Annotated in this window: 19 protein-coding genes; 12 read left to right on the forward strand and 7 right to left on the reverse strand. The window is 73.6% G+C overall.

The features are described 5' to 3' along the window. Nucleotides 1–275 precede the first annotated feature (275 nt). Nucleotides 276–2,246: a multicopper oxidase family protein gene (locus tag ABZ479_RS26125; RefSeq protein ID WP_500463812.1), complete on the forward strand. Its 1,971-nt coding sequence runs from the start codon at nt 276–278 to the stop codon at nt 2,244–2,246. A 71-nt stretch (nt 2,247–2,317) separates the two neighbouring features. Here ABZ479_RS26125 and ABZ479_RS26130 read toward each other — a convergent pair whose 3' ends face one another. Beyond that, complete coding sequence (locus ABZ479_RS26130; RefSeq protein WP_500463813.1) at nt 2,318–3,673, reverse strand: mycothione reductase; 1,356 nt, start codon at nt 3,671–3,673, stop codon at nt 2,318–2,320. A gap of 140 nt (nt 3,674–3,813) precedes the next feature. Continuing rightward, complete coding sequence (locus ABZ479_RS26135; RefSeq protein ID WP_500463814.1) at nt 3,814–4,419, reverse strand: CGNR zinc finger domain-containing protein; 606 nt, start codon at nt 4,417–4,419, stop codon at nt 3,814–3,816. Nucleotides 4,420–4,736: 317 nt separating this feature from the next. Between ABZ479_RS26135 and ABZ479_RS26140 the strand changes: the two genes are divergently transcribed. The 5 genes from ABZ479_RS26140 (at nt 4,737) to tatC (ending at nt 7,984) form a co-directional block, all read left to right on the forward strand. Then, on the forward strand, nt 4,737–5,210 hold the full coding sequence (locus ABZ479_RS26140; protein ID WP_500463815.1) for a VOC family protein: 474 nt from the start codon (nt 4,737–4,739) through the stop codon (nt 5,208–5,210). Nucleotides 5,211–5,313: 103 nt separating this feature from the next. Beyond that, complete coding sequence (locus ABZ479_RS26145; RefSeq protein WP_500463864.1) at nt 5,314–6,435, forward strand: alpha/beta fold hydrolase; 1,122 nt, start codon at nt 5,314–5,316, stop codon at nt 6,433–6,435. A 58-nt stretch (nt 6,436–6,493) separates the two neighbouring features. Then, nucleotides 6,494–6,733: a twin-arginine translocase TatA/TatE family subunit gene (locus ABZ479_RS26150; RefSeq protein ID WP_500463816.1), complete on the forward strand. Its 240-nt coding sequence runs from the start codon at nt 6,494–6,496 to the stop codon at nt 6,731–6,733. 120 nt (nt 6,734–6,853) lie between these two features. Beyond that, the gene (tatA, locus tag ABZ479_RS26155) at nt 6,854–7,114 is read left to right on the forward strand and encodes a Sec-independent protein translocase subunit TatA (protein WP_500463817.1); all 261 of its coding nucleotides are present in this window, start codon (nt 6,854–6,856) and stop codon (nt 7,112–7,114) included. 21 nt (nt 7,115–7,135) lie between these two features. Continuing rightward, nucleotides 7,136–7,984: a twin-arginine translocase subunit TatC gene (tatC, locus tag ABZ479_RS26160; protein WP_500463818.1), complete on the forward strand. Its 849-nt coding sequence runs from the start codon at nt 7,136–7,138 to the stop codon at nt 7,982–7,984. Nucleotides 7,985–8,004: 20 nt separating this feature from the next. Here tatC and ABZ479_RS26165 read toward each other — a convergent pair whose 3' ends face one another. Beyond that, nucleotides 8,005–8,454 carry a MarR family winged helix-turn-helix transcriptional regulator gene (locus tag ABZ479_RS26165; RefSeq protein WP_499601122.1) on the reverse strand — a complete coding sequence of 150 codons (450 nt, stop codon included), beginning with the start codon at nt 8,452–8,454 and terminating at the stop codon, nt 8,005–8,007. A 175-nt stretch (nt 8,455–8,629) separates the two neighbouring features. Between ABZ479_RS26165 and ABZ479_RS26170 the strand changes: the two genes are divergently transcribed. Then, nucleotides 8,630–9,106: a MarR family winged helix-turn-helix transcriptional regulator gene (locus ABZ479_RS26170; RefSeq protein ID WP_500463819.1), complete on the forward strand. Its 477-nt coding sequence runs from the start codon at nt 8,630–8,632 to the stop codon at nt 9,104–9,106. Nucleotides 9,107–9,190: 84 nt separating this feature from the next. On the opposite strand, the gene ABZ479_RS26175 is transcribed toward ABZ479_RS26170, so the two are convergent. Together ABZ479_RS26175 and ABZ479_RS26180 are read right to left on the reverse strand one after the other, a co-directional pair. Beyond that, entirely contained in the window at nt 9,191–9,883 is a 693-nt protein-coding gene (locus tag ABZ479_RS26175; RefSeq protein ID WP_500463820.1) for a hypothetical protein, read from the reverse strand. Nucleotides 9,884–9,983: 100 nt separating this feature from the next. Next, nucleotides 9,984–11,195, reverse strand: a complete 1,212-nt coding sequence (locus ABZ479_RS26180) for a PucR family transcriptional regulator (protein ID WP_500463821.1) — start codon at nt 11,193–11,195, stop codon at nt 9,984–9,986. Between the two features lie 232 nt (nt 11,196–11,427). Between ABZ479_RS26180 and ABZ479_RS26185 the strand changes: the two genes are divergently transcribed. After that, nucleotides 11,428–13,113: an alpha-keto acid decarboxylase family protein gene (locus tag ABZ479_RS26185; protein ID WP_500463822.1), complete on the forward strand. Its 1,686-nt coding sequence runs from the start codon at nt 11,428–11,430 to the stop codon at nt 13,111–13,113. A gap of 147 nt (nt 13,114–13,260) precedes the next feature. Here the strand turns inward: ABZ479_RS26185 and ABZ479_RS26190 are convergent, their stop codons facing one another. Beyond that, nucleotides 13,261–13,878: a GOLPH3/VPS74 family protein gene (locus tag ABZ479_RS26190; RefSeq protein WP_500463823.1), complete on the reverse strand. Its 618-nt coding sequence runs from the start codon at nt 13,876–13,878 to the stop codon at nt 13,261–13,263. Nucleotides 13,879–14,077: 199 nt separating this feature from the next. Further along, nucleotides 14,078–15,196, reverse strand: coding sequence for a PP2C family protein-serine/threonine phosphatase (locus ABZ479_RS26195; protein WP_500463824.1), 1,119 nt, complete (start codon nt 15,194–15,196; stop codon nt 14,078–14,080). Nucleotides 15,197–15,648: 452 nt separating this feature from the next. On the opposite strand from ABZ479_RS26195, the gene ABZ479_RS26200 reads away from it, so the two are divergent. The 4 genes from ABZ479_RS26200 to ABZ479_RS26215 all read left to right on the forward strand — a co-directional run bounded on the left by ABZ479_RS26200 (nt 15,649) and on the right by ABZ479_RS26215 (nt 19,615). Then, the gene (locus tag ABZ479_RS26200; RefSeq protein WP_500463825.1) at nt 15,649–16,617 is read left to right on the forward strand and encodes an esterase-like activity of phytase family protein; all 969 of its coding nucleotides are present in this window, start codon (nt 15,649–15,651) and stop codon (nt 16,615–16,617) included. A 53-nt stretch (nt 16,618–16,670) separates the two neighbouring features. Beyond that, nucleotides 16,671–17,291, forward strand: a complete 621-nt coding sequence (locus tag ABZ479_RS26205; RefSeq protein WP_500463826.1) for a DinB family protein — start codon at nt 16,671–16,673, stop codon at nt 17,289–17,291. Between the two features lie 39 nt (nt 17,292–17,330). Then, nucleotides 17,331–18,431 (forward strand): M20 family metallopeptidase, encoded by a 1,101-nt coding sequence (locus ABZ479_RS26210; RefSeq protein ID WP_500463827.1) that lies wholly within the window; start codon nt 17,331–17,333, stop codon nt 18,429–18,431. Nucleotides 18,432–18,631: 200 nt separating this feature from the next. Then, the gene (locus ABZ479_RS26215) at nt 18,632–19,615 is read left to right on the forward strand and encodes an aldo/keto reductase (RefSeq protein ID WP_500463828.1); all 984 of its coding nucleotides are present in this window, start codon (nt 18,632–18,634) and stop codon (nt 19,613–19,615) included. The last annotated feature ends 20 nt before the right edge of the window (nt 19,616–19,635 follow it).

Genomic DNA, 19,635 nt, shown 5'->3' on the forward strand with positions numbered 1-19,635 from the left:
GAGGATGCGCGCTCATCAGGCGCCGGACCGGCAGGAACCCTGCCGGGACCGCCGGCAGGCCCGCGCGCCCGCCCTGACACGGGACGCCGGGCCGCCGGCGGCACCGACCGCGTCCGCCCGTACCGCACCTCCCGAGGGCGCCCGTCGTCCGTCCGGCACCGCCGCGCCGCCCGCGGACGCGCGGAACACCGCTCCCCGGACCCGGGGGAGCGCGCGCGGTCCTTCGTGGCCCGGCCCCCCGCATCCGTACCACCCAGAACAGGATGACCACTCACATGTCAACGACCAGCAGGCGGACCGTCCTCGGCATGGCCGGGGCCACCGCTGCCGCCGTCGCCGTCGCCGGTACCGGCGTCCTCGCCGCCACCGGCGTCTTCCAGGACACGGCGGAGGCGGCCGACGCGCTGCAGGGCGTGAACGAGCCCACGTTCACGACGCTGAAGCCGTTCTGCGACCCGCTGCGCGTCCCGCCGACGCTGCGCCCCAAGAGCCATGGGATCACGGAGATCGACATGGTCGAGTCCCGGGTCCGGATGCACTCCCAGATGCCGGCCACCCGGATGTGGACCTACGCCGGCCACTTCCCCGGCCCGACCCTCGAGGTCCGCAGCGGCGAGCGCGTCCGCATCGCCTGGAACAACAAGCTCAAGGGCAGGACGCCGCTCAAGGCGGTGTGGGTGGGGGCGGAGGGCCCCGGCCCCGGTCTGCTGCCCTACAACCGGCCCGGCTCCGAGGGCGCGTCCCCCCGCCCCGAGGTCGAGCGGCTCACCGCCTGGACCACCGTCCACGTGCACGGCGGCCACCAGAACGCCATGAGCGACGGCGCCGCGGAGTACGGAGTCACCTCCGGCAACGGGCAGTTGGGCGAGTACGCCAACGACCAGGCGGCGACGCACCTCTTCTACCACGACCACGCCATGGCGGTGACCTCGCTCAACGTCCAGTCCGGCCTGGTCGGCAACTACCTGGTGCGCGACGCGGAGGAGGACCGGCTCGGTCTGCCCCGCGGCGAGTACGAGATCCCGCTGACCATCCAGGACGTGAACTTCGACACCGACGCCCAGGGCCGGCTCACCGGCCAGGTGCTCGCCAAGCGGATCCTGGGTCCCGGCTCGATGCCGATGCCGGGCGCCATCCCGCCCGCCCTGGCGAGCCTGGCGCCGTTCACCATGGTCAACGGGGTGGTGTGGCCGTACCTGGACGTCCAGGCCCGCGCCTACCGCTTCCGGCTGGTGAACGTCTCCGGTGCCCGCATCTACCGCCTCGTCGTCGTCGACGAGGAGACCGGCAAGGTCGTGCGCGGCGCCATGAAGCTCATCGGCACCGACATGGGCCTGCTCGGCAGGCCGCAGACGATCGACGAGGCGCTCTCGCTCTCGCCCGCCGAACGCGCCGACGTCGTCATCGACTTCGCGGCCTTCCCTGGCAGGAAGCTCAAGCTCGTCAACACGATCCCGGGTCAGACCGCCGGCGCCGACCTGCCGGACTTCCTGATCCCCCACGCCGAGGTCATGCAGTTCCGCGTCGAGAAGAAGCGCCGCGCGCTCCACCCGCTCCCGACAACGTTGTCGAAGTCGTTCCGCAGGCTCTCCCTCGCCGACGTGCCCAAGGACGCCACCGAGCGCTTCGTCCTGCTGGGCTTCGACGCGACCGGTGCCATGCCCCAGATCTGGGAGATGGAGGAGGTTCCGTCCGGCACGGCACCGGGGACCGGCATCGTCACCGTCGACATGCCGGGCGGCACCCGGACGCTGCGCCGCACGGGCACCATGTTCGAGGACACCACCACCTTCTTCGCCGCCGCAGGCACCTGGGAGAAGTGGCACTTCATCAGCGCCGCCCCCGAGGGCGTGCCCATCTACCACCCGATGCACATCCACCTGATGAACTTCCAGGTCGTCGACCGGCGGGCCGCCGACACCTCGGGGCTGGACTTCGCCACCGCGCGGACCAAGAAGCCCATCACCCTCGGCGCGCCGGTGCCGGTCGCCCCCGAGGAGTCCGGCTGGAAGGACACCATCACCGTCAACGCCAACACCCTGGTCACCGTGGCGGGACGGCTCGCCGACCAGACCGGCAAGGTGATGTACCACTGCCACCTCCTCGACCACGAGGACGAGGGCATGATGCGGCCCTTCGTCGTCATGCCGTCGCCGGTCCACGACATCCACCGGATGCTGATGGACATGGGCCGGGGAATGGACGCGCACGACATGAAGCACATGCAGAGCGGCATGAAGATGTAGCCCGCTGCGCTGCCACGGCATGACCCGGAGCGGTCCAGTCCCGGGCGGGACCGCTCCGGGCCGGCCTCGGGCTACAGCTCCAGCAGCGCCTGTTCGACGGCCTCGGTGAGCGCCGGGTGGATGTACAGCACGTCCCGGCCGACCTGGTCGGCCGTCTGCCCCAGCGCCATGGCCTGGATCAGCGGCTGGATGAGCGTCGCGGCCTGCGGACCGATGATGTGCGCGCCCAGGATCCTGCGGTCGCGGGGGTCCGCGAGGACCTTCACGAAACTGGTGGTGTCCTCCAGGGCCCACCCGTAGGCGGTGTCCGCGTAGTCGCGGACGCTCACCAGGTACTCGACGCCACGGCGGCGCGCCTCCTGCTCGGTCAGCCCGAAGCCGGCGATCTGCGGGCTGGTGAAGACCGCGTGCGGGGCGATCCGGTTGGAGAGGGTGCGCAGGTCGCCGGGGTGCAGCAGGTTGTGCTGCACGACCCGGGACTCGGCGTTGGCCATGTGCTTGAGCTGGAAGTGGTTCACCACGTCGCCCAGCGCCCAGACCCCCGGCACGGACGTGCGGTAGCTGCTGTCGGTCACGATGTGGCCGTGCTCGTCGAGTTCCAGCCCGCCGGCGGTCGCGTCCAGCCGGTCGCTGTTGGGCCGCCGGCCGGTGCACACCAGCAGCGTCTCGGCCTGGACGACGTGGTCGCCGTCGGGGCAGGTCACGCTCACCTCGACCCCGCCGGGGCTGCGCTCGACGGAGGCGACGGTGGCGCCGAGCAGGAGGCGGTGCCGCCGGGCCGCGAGCTCGGTGAACCGCTCCGACACCTGCTCGTCCTCTGCCATCAGCAGGCGGGGCCCCCGCTGGACGATCGTCACCTCCGAACCGAACGCGGCGAAGACGTGGCCGAACTCGGCCGCGATGAAGCCGCCGCCGATGATCGCCAGGGACGCGGGGGCGTCCTCGATCCGCATGATGGTGTCGGAGGTGTGGAACGGCACGGAGTCCAGTCCGGGGATGTCCGGCACGTCGGGACGCGAGCCGACCGCGACGACGAAGGTGTCGGCGGTGATCCGCTCCCCGCCCACCTGCAGCACCTTCGGTGCGACGAAGCGCGCCTCGTCGGTGTAGACGTCGATGCCGTGGTCGCGGCGGTAGTCCACGGCGGAGGCGTGCAGCGGGTCGATGCGGCGGAACACCCGGTCGCGGACGGTCTTCCAGTCCACCGGTTCGACGGTGGCGCGGACCCCGAGCCGCGCCGCCGCCCGGGCGCTCTCGGCGGCGTCGGCGGCGACGACGAACATCTTGCTGGGGATGCAGCCCCGGTTCAGGCACGTACCGCCGAACCGGCCGGGCTCGACGATCGCACGGCGCAGGTGCGCGAACCCCTCCCCGAACAGCATGTTGCCGCTTCCCGCCCCGAGGACCACAAGATCGTAGTGCGGCATGCCCACCCGCCTTCCGCCCGTCGGCTGTCCGGGCGTCGGCCCAGAGCCCGCCCGATTTGTGCCAGTTCCGTCCTGCGAGGTTCATATCACGGGCGTGGGGGACGGCGGACGCACCACCGGCGCGACACAGCGTGCGCGGCTCAGTCCGCCGCCGTTCCGGCGGCCTGTTCCTTCCTGCGCCGCCGGTAGGCGCGCATCGACGCGCGGGAGGCGCACCTCGGGCCGCAGTAGCCGGCCGAACTGTTGCGCGTCCGGTCGAAGAAGCAGAAGTGGCAGGGCTCGTGACGGCACGCGCGCAGCCTGTCCCACACGCCGGCGTGGGCGAGTGCCGTGACGCTCGCCAGCACGGTCCCGAACAGCCCGGGGACGCCGGTCTGCGTGCTGGTCAAGGTGGCGCCCGTGGCGGTGACGACCGTGGTCAGCGGATACCGGGCCGCCACGCCGCGCAGGTGCTCCTCCGCCCCCGCGAGGGCCTCGGGCGTGGTGTTCCCGTCGCCCGCGTGCGCCAGCAGCACGGTGATCAGCGCGTCGCGCAGTTCGCGCGCGCCGGCGGCGTCGGCCTCGGTGACGTGGGTGGTGCCGGTGTCCGGAGCGTGCTCCCGCAGCCATGCCTGGAGGGAATCGGCGTCGGCGAAGCGCTCGGGGAGCTGCCGGGGTCCCGAAGCGTGCGTGTTGAGGAAGCGCAGGAGTGCGTCGGCGGCCTCGGGCTGGGTCAGCGGACTGCGCTCGGGCGTGGGTGCGGGCATCGTACGGGTCTCCCTTCGCGGACAGTCTAGATCGCTTCTCGTTAAGGGGGAAACGGTTACGGTCCTCGCTCACGTCCTCGACGGTGAGCTGTGTCACGAACGCCGGATTTCTACTGGTTCGCCTTTGCTCGTTAGGACCGAATCGCCTACGGTCATCACCACGAGGCAGGTCGAGCCGCTCCTGACGGCGACTCGAGGCCCTCGGCGGCCCGGCCGGTGACCGGATCACGGCACCGGCGCGGGACCGCCGTCCTCGTCCCCGGAACGGTGGCCCGCCCGCGTGCGGCGCACCGTCGTCAACCAAGAAGGACCTCCCCATGTACATGAAGCTGGAACTGATCGTGCTGCCCGTGTCCGACGTCGACCGGGCCAAGGCGTTCTACGAGGCGGCGGGCTTCCGCCTGGACCTGGACAAGTCCCCCACCGCCGACTGGCGCGCGGTGCACCTGACCCCGCCGGGCTCGGAGTGCTCGGTGATGTTCGGCACGGGGCTCACCTCCGCCGAGCCGGGCTCCGTCCAGGGCCTCTACCTGGCCGTCCTCGACATCGAGGAGGCCCGGGCCGAGCTGCTCGCCCGCGGCGTCGAGGTGAGCGAGGTGTTCCACGACGCGGGCGGGCTGCTCTTCCACGGCCACGGGGACGGCGACGTCACCCACGGCCTGCAGGGGCAGGGGCGGCTCGCGGGCCGGCAGCCCGAGCGCGCCTCGTACGGCTCGTTCGCCACCTTCAGCGACCCGGACGGCAACGGCTGGGTGCTCCAGGAGATCTCGCAGCGCTTCCCCGGCCGCTGACGCCGGCTCCCTCCCACGGGGCGCACGGAGCCGTACCGACGCGGCCCTGTCCCGCCCCGATACGAGCATCTGCTCGTTCATAGTGAAAGGAATCCCCGTGAACATGCCCCCCGTCGAGCCGTCCGGGCAGGACGGCCCCGCCCGGGAGCCGGCGTCGCACCGCGCCCCGCGCGGACTGTCACGACGCACCTTCGTCGGCGGCGCGGCCGCCTCGGCCGCCACCGTCGCCGGCCTCTCACTGGCCGGAGGGCTGCCCGCGGCCTCGGCCTCGCCCGCCCGGGCCCCGCGGACGCCGGACGGGCCCGGCACCGTCTCCTCGGCACCCCGGCTGCCGGCCGGCTTCGCCAGGACCTTCCGCAGCCGCTTCGTACGGGCCGGCGGGCTGCGCCAGCACGTCGTCATCGGAGGCGACGGGCCGCCGCTGCTCCTCGTGCACGGCTGGCCGCAGAACTGGTACGCCTGGCGGATGCTGATGCCGGAACTGGCCCGGCACCACACCGTCATCGCCGTCGACCAGCGCGGCATGGGGCTCACCGACAAGCCCATGAGCGGGTACGACACCCGCACCCTGGCGGGCGACCTGATCGCCCTGATGGACGCCCTCGGACACGAACGGTTCGCCGTCGTCGGCCACGACACCGGGATGATCATCAGCTACGCGCTGGCGGCCGACCATCCGGACCGGGTCGCCCGCGTGGCCCTCGCCGAGGTCCCCGGCCCCCCGCGCCCGTCCGCCTCGCCGATCCTGTTCGTGGACGAGCAGCACAACGAGCGGCTCTGGCACATCCCGTTCAACCGGGTCGACCACGAGCTGATCGAAAGGCTGGTGAGGGGCCGCGAAGCGGACTTCTACGGCTACGAGTTCGACATCCAGGGCGGCGAGCGGCTGCCCCGGTACGCACGCGACTACTACGTCCGCATCTTCTCCGACCCCGCGACCCTGCGCGGCAGCTTCGGCCTTTACCGCGCCTGGGACGCCACCGGCCGGCAGAACGAGGAACGCGCGAAGAAGAAGCTGACGATGCCGGTCCTGGCGATCGGCGGATCCGAGAGCTGGGGCGGCGCCGTCGGGGGCGCGATGCAGGACCTGGCGGAGGACGTCCGGGGCGTGGTCGTCCGCGGCGCCGGCCACTGGGTGGCCGAACAGGCGCCCGAGGAGATGCTGGCGGAACTCGGCACCTTCCTCGCCCCCTACCGCCGCGCCGCCGGTGCGCCGGCCCGTTAGCCCGTAAACCCTCGGCCGGGGCCGACCCGGGCGGATCCACCCACAGACGGGAGGCACGGTGTTCTCCGACATCGGCCCGCTGGAAGTCCTGACGCTGCTCGTGGTGGCGGTCGTCCTCGTCGGTCCCGACAAGCTCCCCGGGCTGGTCTCCGACACCGTGCGTGCCCTGCGCGGGCTCCGTGAGCTCGCGCAGGGCGCCCGGGCGGGTCTGCGGGACGAACTCCCGCAGGAACTGCGGGACCTGGACCTCACGGACCTCGACCCGCGCGATCCGCCCGCCGAAACCCGGCGGCGGTGACGGGGCCGACCCCCGGCCCCGTCACCGCGCACCACGAGCCCAGAACCTCAGCACCCCAGAACCCAGCACCCCAGAACCCAGAACCGCGAAGCAACTCGGCACCACAGAAAGGAAACACCCATGTTCGGCAGGCTCGGAGCACCCGAGATCCTCCTCGTCCTCGTCGTCGTCCTCCTCCTCTTCGGCGCCAAACGGCTCCCCGACATGGCCCGTTCCTTCGGGCAGTCGCTCCGGATCCTGCGGAGCGAGACCAAGGCCATGCGGGAGGACGGCACCGACGAAGCCGCGGACACCGCGCGGACCGCGGCCCTCGAACCCGGGGCCGGGACCCCGCACGCGGCGCCGGAGGCCACCGCGGCGGACGTACCCCACGGGCGCTGAAGCGCCCGGGACGGACCGCCCATGACCACCGGCACCCCGCGTGACCCCGACCTGATGCCGCTCCGGGAGCACCTGCGCGAACTGCGCAACCGGCTGCTCAAGGCCGTCGGCTCGATCCTGCTCGTCACCGTCGGCGCGGCCCTCTTCCACCGGCAACTGATCGGGTTCCTCATCGATCCGCTGCCCGGCTGCGCGCCCGGCCGTCTGACCGGTGCCGCCGCGGCGGACGGCTCGAATCACTGCGGCGTGATCTCCCTCAACGGCCTGCTCTCGCCGTTCACCCTCGCGCTGAAGGTGTCGATCACCGCGGGGGTGGTCGGCGCGAGCCCGGTGTGGCTCTACCAGGTGTGGGCCTTCGTCGCGCCGGGGCTGCACCGCGGCGAGCGCAGGTACACCCTGGCCTTCCTGGGGGCGGGGATCCCGCTGTTCCTGACCGGTGCCGCGGTGGCGTACCGGACGCTGCCGACGACCGCCCGGGTGCTGATCTCCTTCACCCCGGACAACGCCACCAACATCCTGCCCGTCGACGACTTCCTCGACCTCGCCACCCGCATGGTCCTCGTCTTCGGGCTCTCCTTCGAACTCCCCCTGCTCCTCGTGCTGCTGAACCTGGGCGGGGTGATCAGCGCCCGGCGGATGGCCGGCTGGTGGCGCGGCATGCTCATGGGCGTGGCCGTCTTCGCGGCGATCGCCACCCCCAGCACGGACCCGGTCAGCATGCTGCTGCTCGCCGCGCCGATCAGCCTGCTGTACGGGGCCGCGTGCGCGGTCGCCTGGTGCAACGACCGGCGGCGGCGCCGGCGCGGCACCGCACCCGGCACCGTGGAGGCCGTCGAGGCCGCGGACGGCGTGGCCGTCACGAGGTCATGACGTGCCGCGGCGCCGGCCGCTCACTCCGCCCAGGGTGCGAAACCGGTGTCCAGGACGGCTACCAGGAAACCGCGCAGCCGGGCCGCGTCCTCGGGGCCGAAGCGCTCCTCGAACCGGGACTGCACCTCGTTCCACAGGGGGATCGCCGCCTTCATCCGGTCGAGGCCGTCCGGTGTGATCGCGACGATCCGCGCACGGCGGTCGGCCGCCGACGTCTCGACGGTGACCAGGCCCTCCCGGGCGAGCGGCTTGAGGTTCGAGGCCATCGTCGTGCGGTCCATGGCGATCGTGTCGGCGAGGGCGGTGATCGTCGTCTCCCCGCGCTCGCCGAGGTGCTGCAGGATGCTGAACTGCGTCGCGCGGAGGCCGACCGGGGCGAGGGCCTTGTCGTAGGTCGCGCTGAGGTAGCGGGCCGCCTTGCGCAGCGCCAGGTTGTTGCACGAGTCGGCTTTCGACGGCGCAGCGCTCATGGTTTCCTCCCGGACGTCCACCCCATGATACGAGCAGCTGCTCCCACACGCGGAGCGCGCCGTCGAACGGCGGACAAAGGGGGCGACACGCCCGATGATCTCAAGTTCATGAAGATTCCGGGTCCCCGCTGTTAGGGGGCGTTCACTTCCTTCGCTGTGCAAGTAAAGTAGGGGCATGTCAGACGTCATGCCGCGGCAGGAAGCGGCCCCTGAAGCGATGGTGCCGCTCACCCCCGACGAGGAGGCGGTCGTCCGGTCGCTGAGCCGTGTCATCTACGCCCTGCCCCGGGCCCTGGACGCTGACCTGGTCCGCGAGCAGCGACTGCCGCTCATCGAGTACATGGCCCTGGTGCACCTCTCCGAGGCGCGCGACCGGCAGATGCGCATGAGCGACCTCGCCGGGGCCTGCGAGCTGTCCGTGAGCGGGATGACCCGCGTCGTCCACCGGCTGGAGAAGGACGGACTGGTCCAGCGCGTCAAGTGCACCCAGGACGCGCGCGGCTGGAACGCGGTCCTCACCGACGAGGGCCTCGCCCGGCTGCGGGAGGCGTGGCGGACCAACCTGTCGTCCGTGCGCCGGCACTTCCTCGACCACCTCGAGGGCGTGGACCTCCAGGCGCTCGGTGCGGCGCTGAGGAACGTCGCGACCTGACCGTTCCGTGCCGCCCCGCGCACACACCGTCGCCGAGGGCGACCATGCGCCGTGGCAGAGGCACGCCCCTGCCACGGCGTCCGGTCAGGCCGGCGCGGGGACCGGTTCCCCGGCCTCGGACGCGGCCGCACCGGTGCCGCCGGCCGACGGGGCGACCGGGGTGTAGAAGACGCTGCCCTGGCGACGGGACCGCTCGGCGAGCCCCTTCGCGACCAGCGCCTCCAGGGCGTTGCGCACGACGGGGGCGCTCGGTGCGGAGCGGTCCGGGTGCCGCTTGGCCAGCGCGTCGACGAACTCACTGACCATGCGGGGTTCGTCGTCCGCGGCGAGGACGTCGGCGACGAGACCGCGCAGGGTCGGCTTGTCCTTGTCCTTGTCCTCGTCCTTGGTCCTGTCCTCGGCCGGCGCCGCCTTCTTGCCGGTCTTCCTGGCCTTCGCCCCGCCGGCCGGCTTCCGTGCGCGGGGACGCGGAACGGCCCGGGCCTTGCCCGTCTGCGGCGCGGGGGCCGCGACGGGGGCCGGCGCCTCCTCGGCGGGGAGTTCCTCGGCCTCGGCCTCCTCCGCGGTGACCTCCCCGGCCGGCTCGGCGTCCGGTGCGCCGGTCGTCACGGTGCCCTGCAGCCGGGTCAGCCAGGCCCGCTCGTCCTCGAGCCGGGTCAGCCGCGACTGGAGCTCCGCGACCTGCTCCCGGACCGCTTCCTGTTCCTTGGCGTTGCTCTCCAGGTCCTCTGCGAGACGCGTCGCATACCGGTCCTGAATGGTTGTGTTGTGGGACACGACAGCCGCTTTCTCGTGTATCGGATGTTGCTGCCGGATGCTACCCATCCTTCGCCCTCATCGTCCGGAACCGCCCCGTTCTCCGCGAGTTGGGACGTCGTCAACCTTGGAGGCGCGGGTCGAGCGCCCCCGCCTCCGCAAGTTCCAGTCCCAGCAGGCTCGCGGACAGTCCGTGCCAGGTGTGCACGTCCCAACCGGTGAGTTCACGCCAGCGGTTGAGGCGGTACTTCACCGTGTTGGGATGCAGGTGCAGCGCCCTGCCCGTCGCGGTGAGCGAGAAGCCGTTGTCGGCGAACCCGCGTACGGTCAGGGCCAGTTCGGGATGCGACGCGACGGGGCCCGCGGCGGCTTCCAGCAGCGGCGCCAGTCTGCCGGCCTGCGGGAACAGCGTCGCCGCCAGCCACGCGCCGTCGAAGGGGACGGCCGGCCCGTCGGCGTGGGCCAGGGCGAGCGCAGCCTGGGCGTCGACGACGGTGGCGGCCGCGCCGGCCAGTCCCGGGCGCGCCAGCCCGGTGCCGATCGGCAGCCGCGGGACCAGGTCGCGCATCGCCCCGGTCACGGCGTCGGCGGCCATGCCCTGCACCAGGGCCACCGTCGTGGCGCCCTGGTTCGCGCACCGGGCGGTGCCCGTAGGGCGGTTGAGCCGGCCGCGCAGCTCGGTGAGCTGTTCGTCGGTCCACGCGGACGCCGGGGCGCACACGGCCTGGAAGGTGCCGGCCGGGGCGTAGCCCAGCGCGAGCGCCAGCTGCGCCATGTCCGGCTCGGTCCCCGGCGAGCGGGCGTACAGGCCCTGGAAGAACCGGTAGGTCAGGCTCAGTTGGACGGCGTCCCGGGCCCGCAGTGCCTCGTTGTACGCCTCGGCCGCGGCGCCGGTGATCTGCTCGACCCAGGTCCACACGGTGCCGACGAGACGCACCAGTTGCCGGCTCGTGCCGTCCTCGCCGTCCGCCCCGGCGCGGGAGAGCAGGAGGTTCCAGACCTCCCGGTAGCCCACGTGGAAGGCGGCGATCAGGGCATGCAGCGGGAGGCCCTCACGGGCCCGCTCGCGCCCCAGCGCCCTGACGCGCTCGCGCTCCTCCGCGGACGGGCCCCGGCGGGTGAGCAGGCCGGTGAGCAGTCCCTCGCTCTGCTCGAGGACGCCCGCCTCGTGCTCGGCGCGCGGTACGAGGTGGTAGTCGGGGATCTCCTCGCGGATGCGGTCGGTGATGCCCGCGGTCAGTACGGGCAGCTCCGCCCGGACCGACGAGCACAACGCTGCCAGGTCCCGCCAGTCCTCACGCGGTGAACCGGCGGGCGGGGAAGGAGCCGCCATGAGCGTCCACCGCCTTCCCGCGTGCCCGGTCCGCCTCGGCCACCGCCGGTGCCGGTGCGTGCGGCCGCCCTTTCACCATAGGCCCCATACGCCGCTGACGCGCGGCCGTGACCTGCGCATTTGCGGATTCCACAGGGTGACGACGGTGGGATTCTCGCTTTCCGGGGGCTCGGTGGACGTTCCGCGGAGGAAGCCTGGAAGGGCGCATCCCGGCACCTTGGAGGCGACTCGCATGGCACACGACCCCCCGGCCACCGTGGCCGACCACCTGCTGGACCGGCTCGCCGACCTCGGCGTCTCCCACGTCTTCGGAGTCCCCGGCGACTACAACCTCGCCTTCCTGGACCGCGTCCTCGCCCATCCCCGCATCGCCTGGGTCGGCACCGCCAACGAACTGGGAGCCGCCTACGCGGCCGACGGCTACGCGCGGATCGCCGGATTCGGGGCGCTGCTGACGACGTACGGGGTGGGCGAGCTCAGCGCGATCAACGCGGTGGCCGGCAGCTACGCCGAGTACGTCCCGCTGCTGCACATCGCGGGCGGTCCCGCGCTGGCCGCGGAACGCACCGGCGCCCATCTGCACCACACCTTCGGCGACGCCGACTTCGAGCGGTTCGCCCGCGCCCAGGCGGAGGTCGTCTGCGCGCACGCCACCCTGCGTCCCGGTACCGCGGCGGCCACGATCGACCGGGTCCTCGGCACCGCCGTACGCAGCAGCCGCCCCGCCTACCTGCGGCTGCCCTCGGACGTCGTGGCCGCCCCAGTCGCGCCGGAGCGCACGTCGCGACCCGGGCCCGCGGCCGACGGCGGCGGAACTGCCGCGTTCCGCCGGGCCGCGCGGGCACGGCTGGAGCGGGCACGAACGGTCACCGTGCTCGCGGACTTCCTCGTCGACCGCTTCGGGGCGCGCGCCGAGCTCGCCCGCCTGGTGGCCGCCGGGCCCCTGCCGCACGCCACCCTCGTCTCCGGCAAGGACCTCGCCGACGAGGGGAACCCCTTCCACCTCGGGGTGTACGCGGGAGCCTTCAGCGACCCCGTGGTCCGCCACCTCGTGGACGACGCCGACCTGCTGATCAGGGCCGGAGTCGTCCTCGCCGACACCACCAGCGGCGGATTCACCCACGGCTTCGACACCTCGGCCGGCATCGCGCTCGGCCCCGCGAGCGCCACCGTCGAGGGCGAGGTCTTCCACGACGTGCCCCTGCGTGCGGGGCTGGCCGTGCTCGCCGGGCTCGTCGCGGACCGGGAGGCGCCGCCCGCGCCCCACCCGCCCCGCCCGACGGCCTCCGCCGCCGGGGCGACACCGGGGGACGCCCCGCTGACGCAGGACCACCTGTGGAACGCCGTGGCCGCCGCGGTGCGGCCCGGGGACGTCGTCGCGGCGGACCAGGGCACCGCGTACTACGGCATGGCCACGCGGCGGCTGCCGGCCGGGACGCGCTTCATCGGGCAGCCCCTGTGGGGCTCGATCGGCTACACCCTCCCCGCGCTGCTGGGTGCCATGCTGGCCGACCGGTCACGCCGCGGCATCCTGCTCATCGGGGACGGCTCGGCCCAGATGACGGTGCAGGAACTGGGCACCTTCGGGCGGCACGGCCTCGCCCCCGTGGTCGTCCTGGTCAACAACCGGGGCTACACCGTCGAGCGGGTCATCCACGGCGCCCGCGCCGCCTACAACGACATCGCCGCCTGGGACTGGACCGCCGTCCCGGCCGCGCTCGGCGTGCGCGACGCATTCGTCGCCACCGTACGCACCGGGGACGGGCTCGACGCGGCACTCGCCCGCGCCGCGCGGCCCCCGGGCCGGCCGGCCCTCATCGAGGCGGTCACCGGCCGCGACGACGTCCCGCCGCTGCTCGGCGACATCGCGCACTCCCTGAACGACCGGAACGCCGCCCCCTCCCGCACCCCGGGCTGACGCGGACGCCGGGTGGACCGGCCCGAGTCGGCACCGTGCCCCGGACACCGCCCCGTTCCGGGCGAGCTTCCTCGCGGGCGTCCGCCGCAGCGGTGACCGCAGCGTGCCGATCCCCGTGGCCCCGCCGCGTTCCCGGCGCCGGCTCGGTCAGGCCCGCCAGATGTTGTCGAAGGCCGCGTTCTCGATGTCCTTGCGCTGCCGCACGGACTGCAGCTCCTCGACGGCGTCGTGCACCGCGGCCAGCACGGTCGCCACGGCGTCGTCGGTGACACCGGCAGATTCGGCGGTGCCCTCGCCGGCCTGGCTGTTCCCGGAGATCCCCGCGGCGCCGGCCAGGGCGGTCAGGACCGGCTCCCCGGACGCCCGGCGGCCCAGCGCCTCCCCGCGGGCGGGGGAGTCCAGCAGCACCGGCTCCCCGGCGGCCCAGGGCCGCCAGCGGGGGGTGCTCACGGTGGTGAGGCCGGACGCCCGCAGCCCGGCGCGGTAGACCGAGGAGAGGTTGCGGCCCCTGCGCCACAGCCAGTCCTCCACCGCCTCGTACGGTTCCCGGTCGACGAGCGCGGACGCCGCCTGGTCCAGGAGGTGGTCACCGGTGGCCGGCGCGCTCCGCGGCACCAGGCGGTCGCCGTCCAGGGTGACGGCCCCGGCGCGGAGGAGGTCGATCACCTCGGCCCCGGCGAGCGCGAGTGACAGGTCGCCCGCCTCGACGGGAGGGCTCGAGGCCACGTCCATGCTGACGATCATCAGGTCCTGCGGCGTGCTCATGGCGGCTCCCGTCGAAGAGATCGACAACGATACGGCGCCGCGCGCCGCCGCCCGGCGCTCCCCGGCCACGGCGAGCCGCCCGGCCCCGGGTCCGGCACGTCCGGCGGCAGTTCGGCCCCGCCTCGGGTGACGCGGCGAGCGGTGGCGCTGCGCTGCGCGTACCGCGTGGTCCGCGCGGGCTGAGATCCGCGCGGGCGCGTCATCCCGTCGGGGCCCGGTGTTCCGCGGCGGTCCTGCGGATGGCGACGCACGCGATGTCGTCGTTGAGGCTGCCGTTGCCGTGCCGGAGGAGGGCCTGGTGGAGCAGCCGCAGGAGCCCGGCCGGCGAGGTACCGGCGGGTTGGCGGGTCGTCCAGTCGGTGAGCGGGAAGAAGTCGCCGCCCGGGTCGCGGGTCTCGCTGACCCCGTCGGTGTAGAGGAGCAGCAGGTCGCCGACGGCGAAGGGGACACGGTCGACGTGGTACTCGGCGCCCAGGAGATCCGCCAGGCTGACCGGCGGTGAGGGGGCGGCCGGTTCGATCGCCCGGGTGCGGCCATCGTGCTGCAGCAGTGCCGGCGGATGGCCGCAACTGAGCACGGAGACGTGGTCGGCGGCGGGCGGGATCTCCACGATGACGGCGGTGGCGAAGCGTTCGGAGTCGTCCTCGGCGGGCACCGCCGCGGTGTACCGGGCGATGGAGTTCTCCAGGCGGCGTGCGAGGTGCGTCAGGTCGGGCGCGTCGTAGGCCGCTTCGTGGAACGAGCCGAGGAGCGCGGCCGAGACGCCGACGGCGGGCAGGCCCTTGCCGCGGACGTCCCCGAGGATGAGGCGCAGGCCGTGGGAGGTGTCGGCCGCGGCGTAGAAGTCGCCGCCGATGCGGGCGTGGGGCGCCGCCGCGAGGTAGAAGGTGGCGATCTCCAGGTTCCTGATCCGCTCGGGCACCGGGCGGAGGAGGACCTCCTGCGTCGCGTCGGCCACGGCGCGGACCTGGGCCAGGGTGTGCTCGCGCTGCAGGCGCAGATGGCTGGCGTAGGCCGCGGCCAGGCTGACGGCGCCGATCGCGCCCGCGGTGTAGAGGGCTGACATGTCGGAGAAGGCCAGGGCGTAGCCGATGACCGGCAGCAGGCAGACCAGCCCCAGGCTGAGGGTCGCCCGTACGGACCAGAGCGAGGCGGCGAGCGCGGGCGCCGCCGGGAGCAAGCGGGTGAAGGGGACGTCCTGAGGGGTGAGGACCGCCAGGACCCCGATGACGGCGGTCAGGACGGCGGGGGCCAGCAGCACGGGGTCCCGCCGCCGCAGATCCGCCCACATCGCCCGATGTCCCGCCAGAGCGCGCATGGCTGGATCGTAGGCGATCCTTGATCGTCTTCCGCGGACGCGACATACGATGCCAGGTCCGCTCCGGGACGCCACGTGTTCCGCCGCGGCCGTCGTCGCGGAGCGCCCCCCGGCCCCCGGTTCCGGGGCCCGGCGGCGTGGCCCGGTGCTCCAAGGGCACTCCGGCGGACGTGGCGGCCGGGGCCTCCAGTAGGGTTCCGACGCCGTGATCACTACGGTCGCGTCCATGTCGTCCCGTGAGCAAGGGGGTTGGGTGGGGAACCGCTCGAGCCTCACCACGCGGACGTCCCGCGCGGCGCGCGCGTGCCGGGGCGTCAGGGGGCCGGACGACGCGCCGACTCGCCCGCTGGGAAGGCCTCTTCGGCGCGGGCTCGTGCGCGGAGCCCGGCCGCTTCGCCCGGTGCTGCCGTCCGTTCGGCGTGGCGCGTTCGACTCATGCGAAGGGATGTGCCGTGATTGTGTCCGCTGAGGCTTCCGAGGTGAACGCCTGCTCGGCGTGGGCCGTTGTCGACTGGTTCTCCGACGCCCTGGACAAGACCCGCTTCGAGGGCCGGTTCGTCGGCAACATGTCGGCCCTGGCGGTCGGCCCCGAGGGACGCGTGGCCGCCCTCGCGGACCGCTCCTTGCTCTTCCACCTGGACGCCGTCACCCACCGGCCCGTCGACGTCGTGGCGTTGTACGACGAGGACGGGAAGGAGACGGACTTCGAGGCCCTGGTCTTCGACGAGGACGGCACGCTGCTCATCGCGTCCGAGGAACCGGCCGTTCGCCGCTTCACCCCGGAGGGGAAGTTCCTCGAACGGCTGCCGGTGCCGGACGGCCTCCTCGTCGGGCCCGCGGGCCGGGCCGTGCTCAACGAGACCTTCGAGGGCCTCGCGATGCAGCCCGGCAGCCTCACCCTGGTGGCCTCGATGGAGGGCGCGCTGAGGGGTGACGGGAGGGCCTACGTGCGTTTCCAGACGTGGGAACGCGCAACGGCCGGCGACGGGTTCCGCACGGGCGTGCAGTGGGGCTACGAGCGCGACGGGGGCCTGGCGCTGTCGGACATCTGCGCGGCCGGCGACGGCAGGCTCCTCGTCCTGGAGCGGGGCTACGACAAGAGCGTCGGCAACATCGTCCGGCTCTACCTCGCCGACCCGCGCGGGGCGGACGACGTCACCGCCGTCGAGAACCTGTCCGGCCAGGAGGACGTCCGCCTGATGGGCAAGACCCTGCTGGTCGACATGGCCGACTGCCCGTCGCTCGGAGCCACGAACAAGCAGCCGCAGGCCAACCCCCTGCTCGGCAACATCGAGGGTATGACGATCACCGGGGCCACCCCGGACGGCCGTCTGAAGGTCCTCATGGTCACCGACGACAACCAGAGCGCCCTGCAGACCACCCGCCTGTACGGGCTGACCGTACGGCTGCCCGAGCTCTGAGCCCCGCCGCGACCACGGGCCCGTTGTCGGTGGCGGGTGGGACACTGCCCGGCATGAACGGACCGAATCCCAAGTCGGATCTCCTGCGGTACCTGCAGGACGCGCGCGACACCCTGCTGTGGAAGATGGAGGGGCTCCCGGAGTACGACGTGCGCCGCCCCCTGACCCCGACGGGGACCAACCTCCTGGGACTGGTCAAGCACGCCGCCGGCATCGAGCTGGGCTACCTCGGCGACACCTTCGGGCGGCCGTTCTTCGGGGACGAACGGCCCTCCTGGTACCGGGAGGACGCCGAGGCCAACGCGGACATGTGGGCCACGGCGGAGGAGTCGCGCGAGGAGGTCTCCGGGCTCTACCGCCGCGCCTGGGAGCATGCGGACGCGACGATCGACGCCCTGCCGCTCGACGCGGTCGGCCACGTCCCCTGGTGGCCGCGGGAGCGGCGGGAGGTGACCCTGAACCACGTCGTGGTGCGGGTGATCGCGGACACCCAGCGGCACGCCGGCCACGCCGACATCCTCCGCGAGCTCCTCGACGGCAGCGTCGGCTTCCTCCAGGGCAACGACGCCGTCCCGCCGGGCGACCGGGCCTGGTGGCAGGAGCACCGCAGCCGGCTCGAACGCGTCGCACGCGAGGCGGGCGGGGCCGCAGGGTCCGGCGGGGCCGGCCGCTGACGCGGGCGCACCGGCCGGTCCGCTCACTACCCTGACGGCATGACGACACGCAGGACCGGCCCGGTGAGTACCGACGCGATGCTTGAGGACCTCAGGACACTCGTCGAGGTCGAGTCGCCGTCGCGCGACGTCGACGCCCTGACGGCGTCGGCCAAGGCCGTCGCCGGGATCGTCGAGCGGCGCCTCGGCGGCGAGGCGGTGTGTGTGGAGAGTCCCGGCGGACCGCACGTGCGCTGGTCCGGCGGCGGGCAGCCCCGGGTGCTGCTCCTGGGGCACCACGACACGGTGTTCCCGCTCGGCACCCTCGCACGGCGCCCGTTCACCGTCGCCGGCGGCCGCGCCACCGGCCCCGGCGTCTTCGACATGCTGGGCGGGCTGGTGCAGGCCGTCCACGGCCTGGCGCGGCTGGACGACCGGTCGGGCGTGGAGATCCTGGTGACCTCCGACGAGGAGGTCGGCTCCCCGTACTCACGGGCGCTCATCGAGGAGCGGGCCCTCGCGTGCGGCGCCGTGCTCGTCCTCGAGGGAGCCGCCGACGGCGGGGCCCTCAAGACCGGCCGAAAGGGCTGCGGCTCGTTCGAGGTCACCGTCACGGGCCGCGCCTCGCACGCCGGGCTGGAGCCCGAGGCAGGGGTCAACGCCCTGGTCGAGGCGGCGCACCAGGTGCTCGCCGTCGCGGCGCTCGGCCGGCCGGAGGCCGGTACGACCGTCACCCCGACGGTGGCGTCGGCGGGCACGGCCGACAACGTGGTGCCCGCCCGGGCGACCGTCGTCGCCGACGTACGGGTCGCGACGGCCGAGGAGAGGGACCGCGTCGAGGCCGGCTTCGCGGCCCTGGCCCCGCACGTCGCGGGCGCGGCGGTCTCGGTGAGCGGCGGCGTACGGCGGCCCCCGATGCCGGAGTCGGCGTCCGCCGGACTCTTCGCCCTGGCGCGGCGGTTGCTCCCCGGCATCGAGGGCAGGTCGGTGGGCGGCGGCAGCGACGGCAACTTCACCGCCGCGCTGGGCGTGCCGACCCTCGACGGCCTCGGGGCCGTCGGGGGCGGGGCGCACGCCGACCACGAGTACGTCCTCGTCGACGCCATGGCCGAACGGGCGGCGCTCGTCGCGGGCCTGGTGGACGCCATCCGCAAGGCGTAGCCGGAGCCTCCCGGTGCCGGGCCCGCGCGCCGAGCGGGCCCGGCTGCCCGGTCCGGGGCATACGCGACTGCGCCCGGGGCCCGTCCGCGGGCGGCGTCACGGAAACCGCGGCTGTCCGGTCCTGGTGGTACGGGCCCACGTGCTGCCGTGTGCGGTGGGCGTGAGGTGACGGACCTGGACAAAAGGGAGAAGGATTCTCGATGCGGACGGTGGACCTCGGCAGTCAGGGACTGCGCGTGCCGGTGCAGGGCCTCGGCGCGATGGGGATGAGCGTGGACTACGGGGTGGGCGACGAGCGGGAATCCGTGAGCACGCTCAACCGCGCGGTGGACCTGGGCGTCACGTTCATCGACACGGCCGAGTCCTACGGCCCGTTCGAGAACGAGAAGCTGATCGCCCGCGCCCTCGGGCGCCGCCGGGACGAGATCGTCCTGGCGACGAAGTTCGGCCTCGACTTCGCCGACGACGGCACGCCCGGTCCCCTGGACGGGCGGCCGGAGCACATCCGCCGTGCCGTCGAGCGTTCGCTGCGCCACCTGGGCACGGACGTGATCGACCTCTACTACATGCACCGGGTCGATCCCGGCACGCCCGTCGAGGACACGGTCGGCGCGATGGGGGAGCTGGTCGCCGCCGGCAAGGTCCGCTACATCGGGCTGTCCGAGGTCTCCGCGGAGACCATCCGCCGGGCCCACGCCGTGCACCCCCTCACCGCGGTCCAGTCGGAGATGTCGCTGTTCACCCAGGACCTGCTGGACAACGGCCGCAAGGCGACGATGGACGAACTGGGCATCGGCCTGGTCGCCTCCTCGCCCATGGGCCGCGGCTTCCTCAGCGGGGCGATCCGCAGCGTCGACGACCTGGCGCCGGACGACGCGCGGCGTGAACTGCCCCGCTTCTCGGCGGAGAACATCGCCGCCAACCTCGTCCTGGTGGAGCGGGTACGGGAGATCGCCGGGGCGCGCGGCGCGACGCCGGCGCAGGTCGCGCTCGCCTGGGTCGACGCGCAGGGGGCCGTCGCCATCCCCGGCACGAAGCGCCGGAAGTACCTCGAGGAGAACGCCGCGGCCGCCGGACTCGTGCTGTCGCAGGACGAGCTCGCCGCCCTTGGCGCCGCCGTGCCGGCCCGGGAGGTGAGCGGCGCGCGCTACACCGCGCGGGCGCTGGAGTCCACCAACCGCTGACCGTCCGCGCGCCACGGCGG

The organism is Streptomyces sp. NPDC005722 (assembly GCF_040630935.1).
GTDB lineage: Bacteria > Actinomycetota > Actinomycetes > Streptomycetales > Streptomycetaceae > Actinacidiphila.

What these genes read in the sequence shown, in the direction of transcription:
- ABZ479_RS26190 (WP_500463823.1), bottom strand. Translation starts at nt 13,878, where the DNA reads ATGAGCACGCCGCAGGACCTGATGATCGTCAGCATGGACGTGGCCTCG.
- ABZ479_RS26145 (WP_500463864.1), top strand. Translation starts at nt 5,314, where the DNA reads ATGCCCCCCGTCGAGCCGTCCGGGCAGGACGGCCCCGCCCGGGAGCCG.
- ABZ479_RS26170 (WP_500463819.1), top strand. Translation starts at nt 8,630, where the DNA reads ATGTCAGACGTCATGCCGCGGCAGGAAGCGGCCCCTGAAGCGATGGTG.
- ABZ479_RS26215 (WP_500463828.1), top strand. Translation starts at nt 18,632, where the DNA reads ATGCGGACGGTGGACCTCGGCAGTCAGGGACTGCGCGTGCCGGTGCAG.
- ABZ479_RS26165 (WP_499601122.1), bottom strand. Translation starts at nt 8,454, where the DNA reads ATGAGCGCTGCGCCGTCGAAAGCCGACTCGTGCAACAACCTGGCGCTG.
- ABZ479_RS26205 (WP_500463826.1), top strand. Translation starts at nt 16,671, where the DNA reads ATGAACGGACCGAATCCCAAGTCGGATCTCCTGCGGTACCTGCAGGAC.
- ABZ479_RS26140 (WP_500463815.1), top strand. Translation starts at nt 4,737, where the DNA reads ATGTACATGAAGCTGGAACTGATCGTGCTGCCCGTGTCCGACGTCGAC.
- ABZ479_RS26135 (WP_500463814.1), bottom strand. Translation starts at nt 4,419, where the DNA reads ATGCCCGCACCCACGCCCGAGCGCAGTCCGCTGACCCAGCCCGAGGCC.
- tatA (WP_500463817.1), top strand. Translation starts at nt 6,854, where the DNA reads ATGTTCGGCAGGCTCGGAGCACCCGAGATCCTCCTCGTCCTCGTCGTC.
- ABZ479_RS26180 (WP_500463821.1), bottom strand. Translation starts at nt 11,195, where the DNA reads ATGGCGGCTCCTTCCCCGCCCGCCGGTTCACCGCGTGAGGACTGGCGG.
- ABZ479_RS26210 (WP_500463827.1), top strand. Translation starts at nt 17,331, where the DNA reads ATGACGACACGCAGGACCGGCCCGGTGAGTACCGACGCGATGCTTGAG.
- ABZ479_RS26125 (WP_500463812.1), top strand. Translation starts at nt 276, where the DNA reads ATGTCAACGACCAGCAGGCGGACCGTCCTCGGCATGGCCGGGGCCACC.
- tatC (WP_500463818.1), top strand. Translation starts at nt 7,136, where the DNA reads ATGACCACCGGCACCCCGCGTGACCCCGACCTGATGCCGCTCCGGGAG.
- ABZ479_RS26185 (WP_500463822.1), top strand. Translation starts at nt 11,428, where the DNA reads ATGGCACACGACCCCCCGGCCACCGTGGCCGACCACCTGCTGGACCGG.
- ABZ479_RS26195 (WP_500463824.1), bottom strand. Translation starts at nt 15,196, where the DNA reads ATGCGCGCTCTGGCGGGACATCGGGCGATGTGGGCGGATCTGCGGCGG.
- ABZ479_RS26130 (WP_500463813.1), bottom strand. Translation starts at nt 3,673, where the DNA reads ATGCCGCACTACGATCTTGTGGTCCTCGGGGCGGGAAGCGGCAACATG.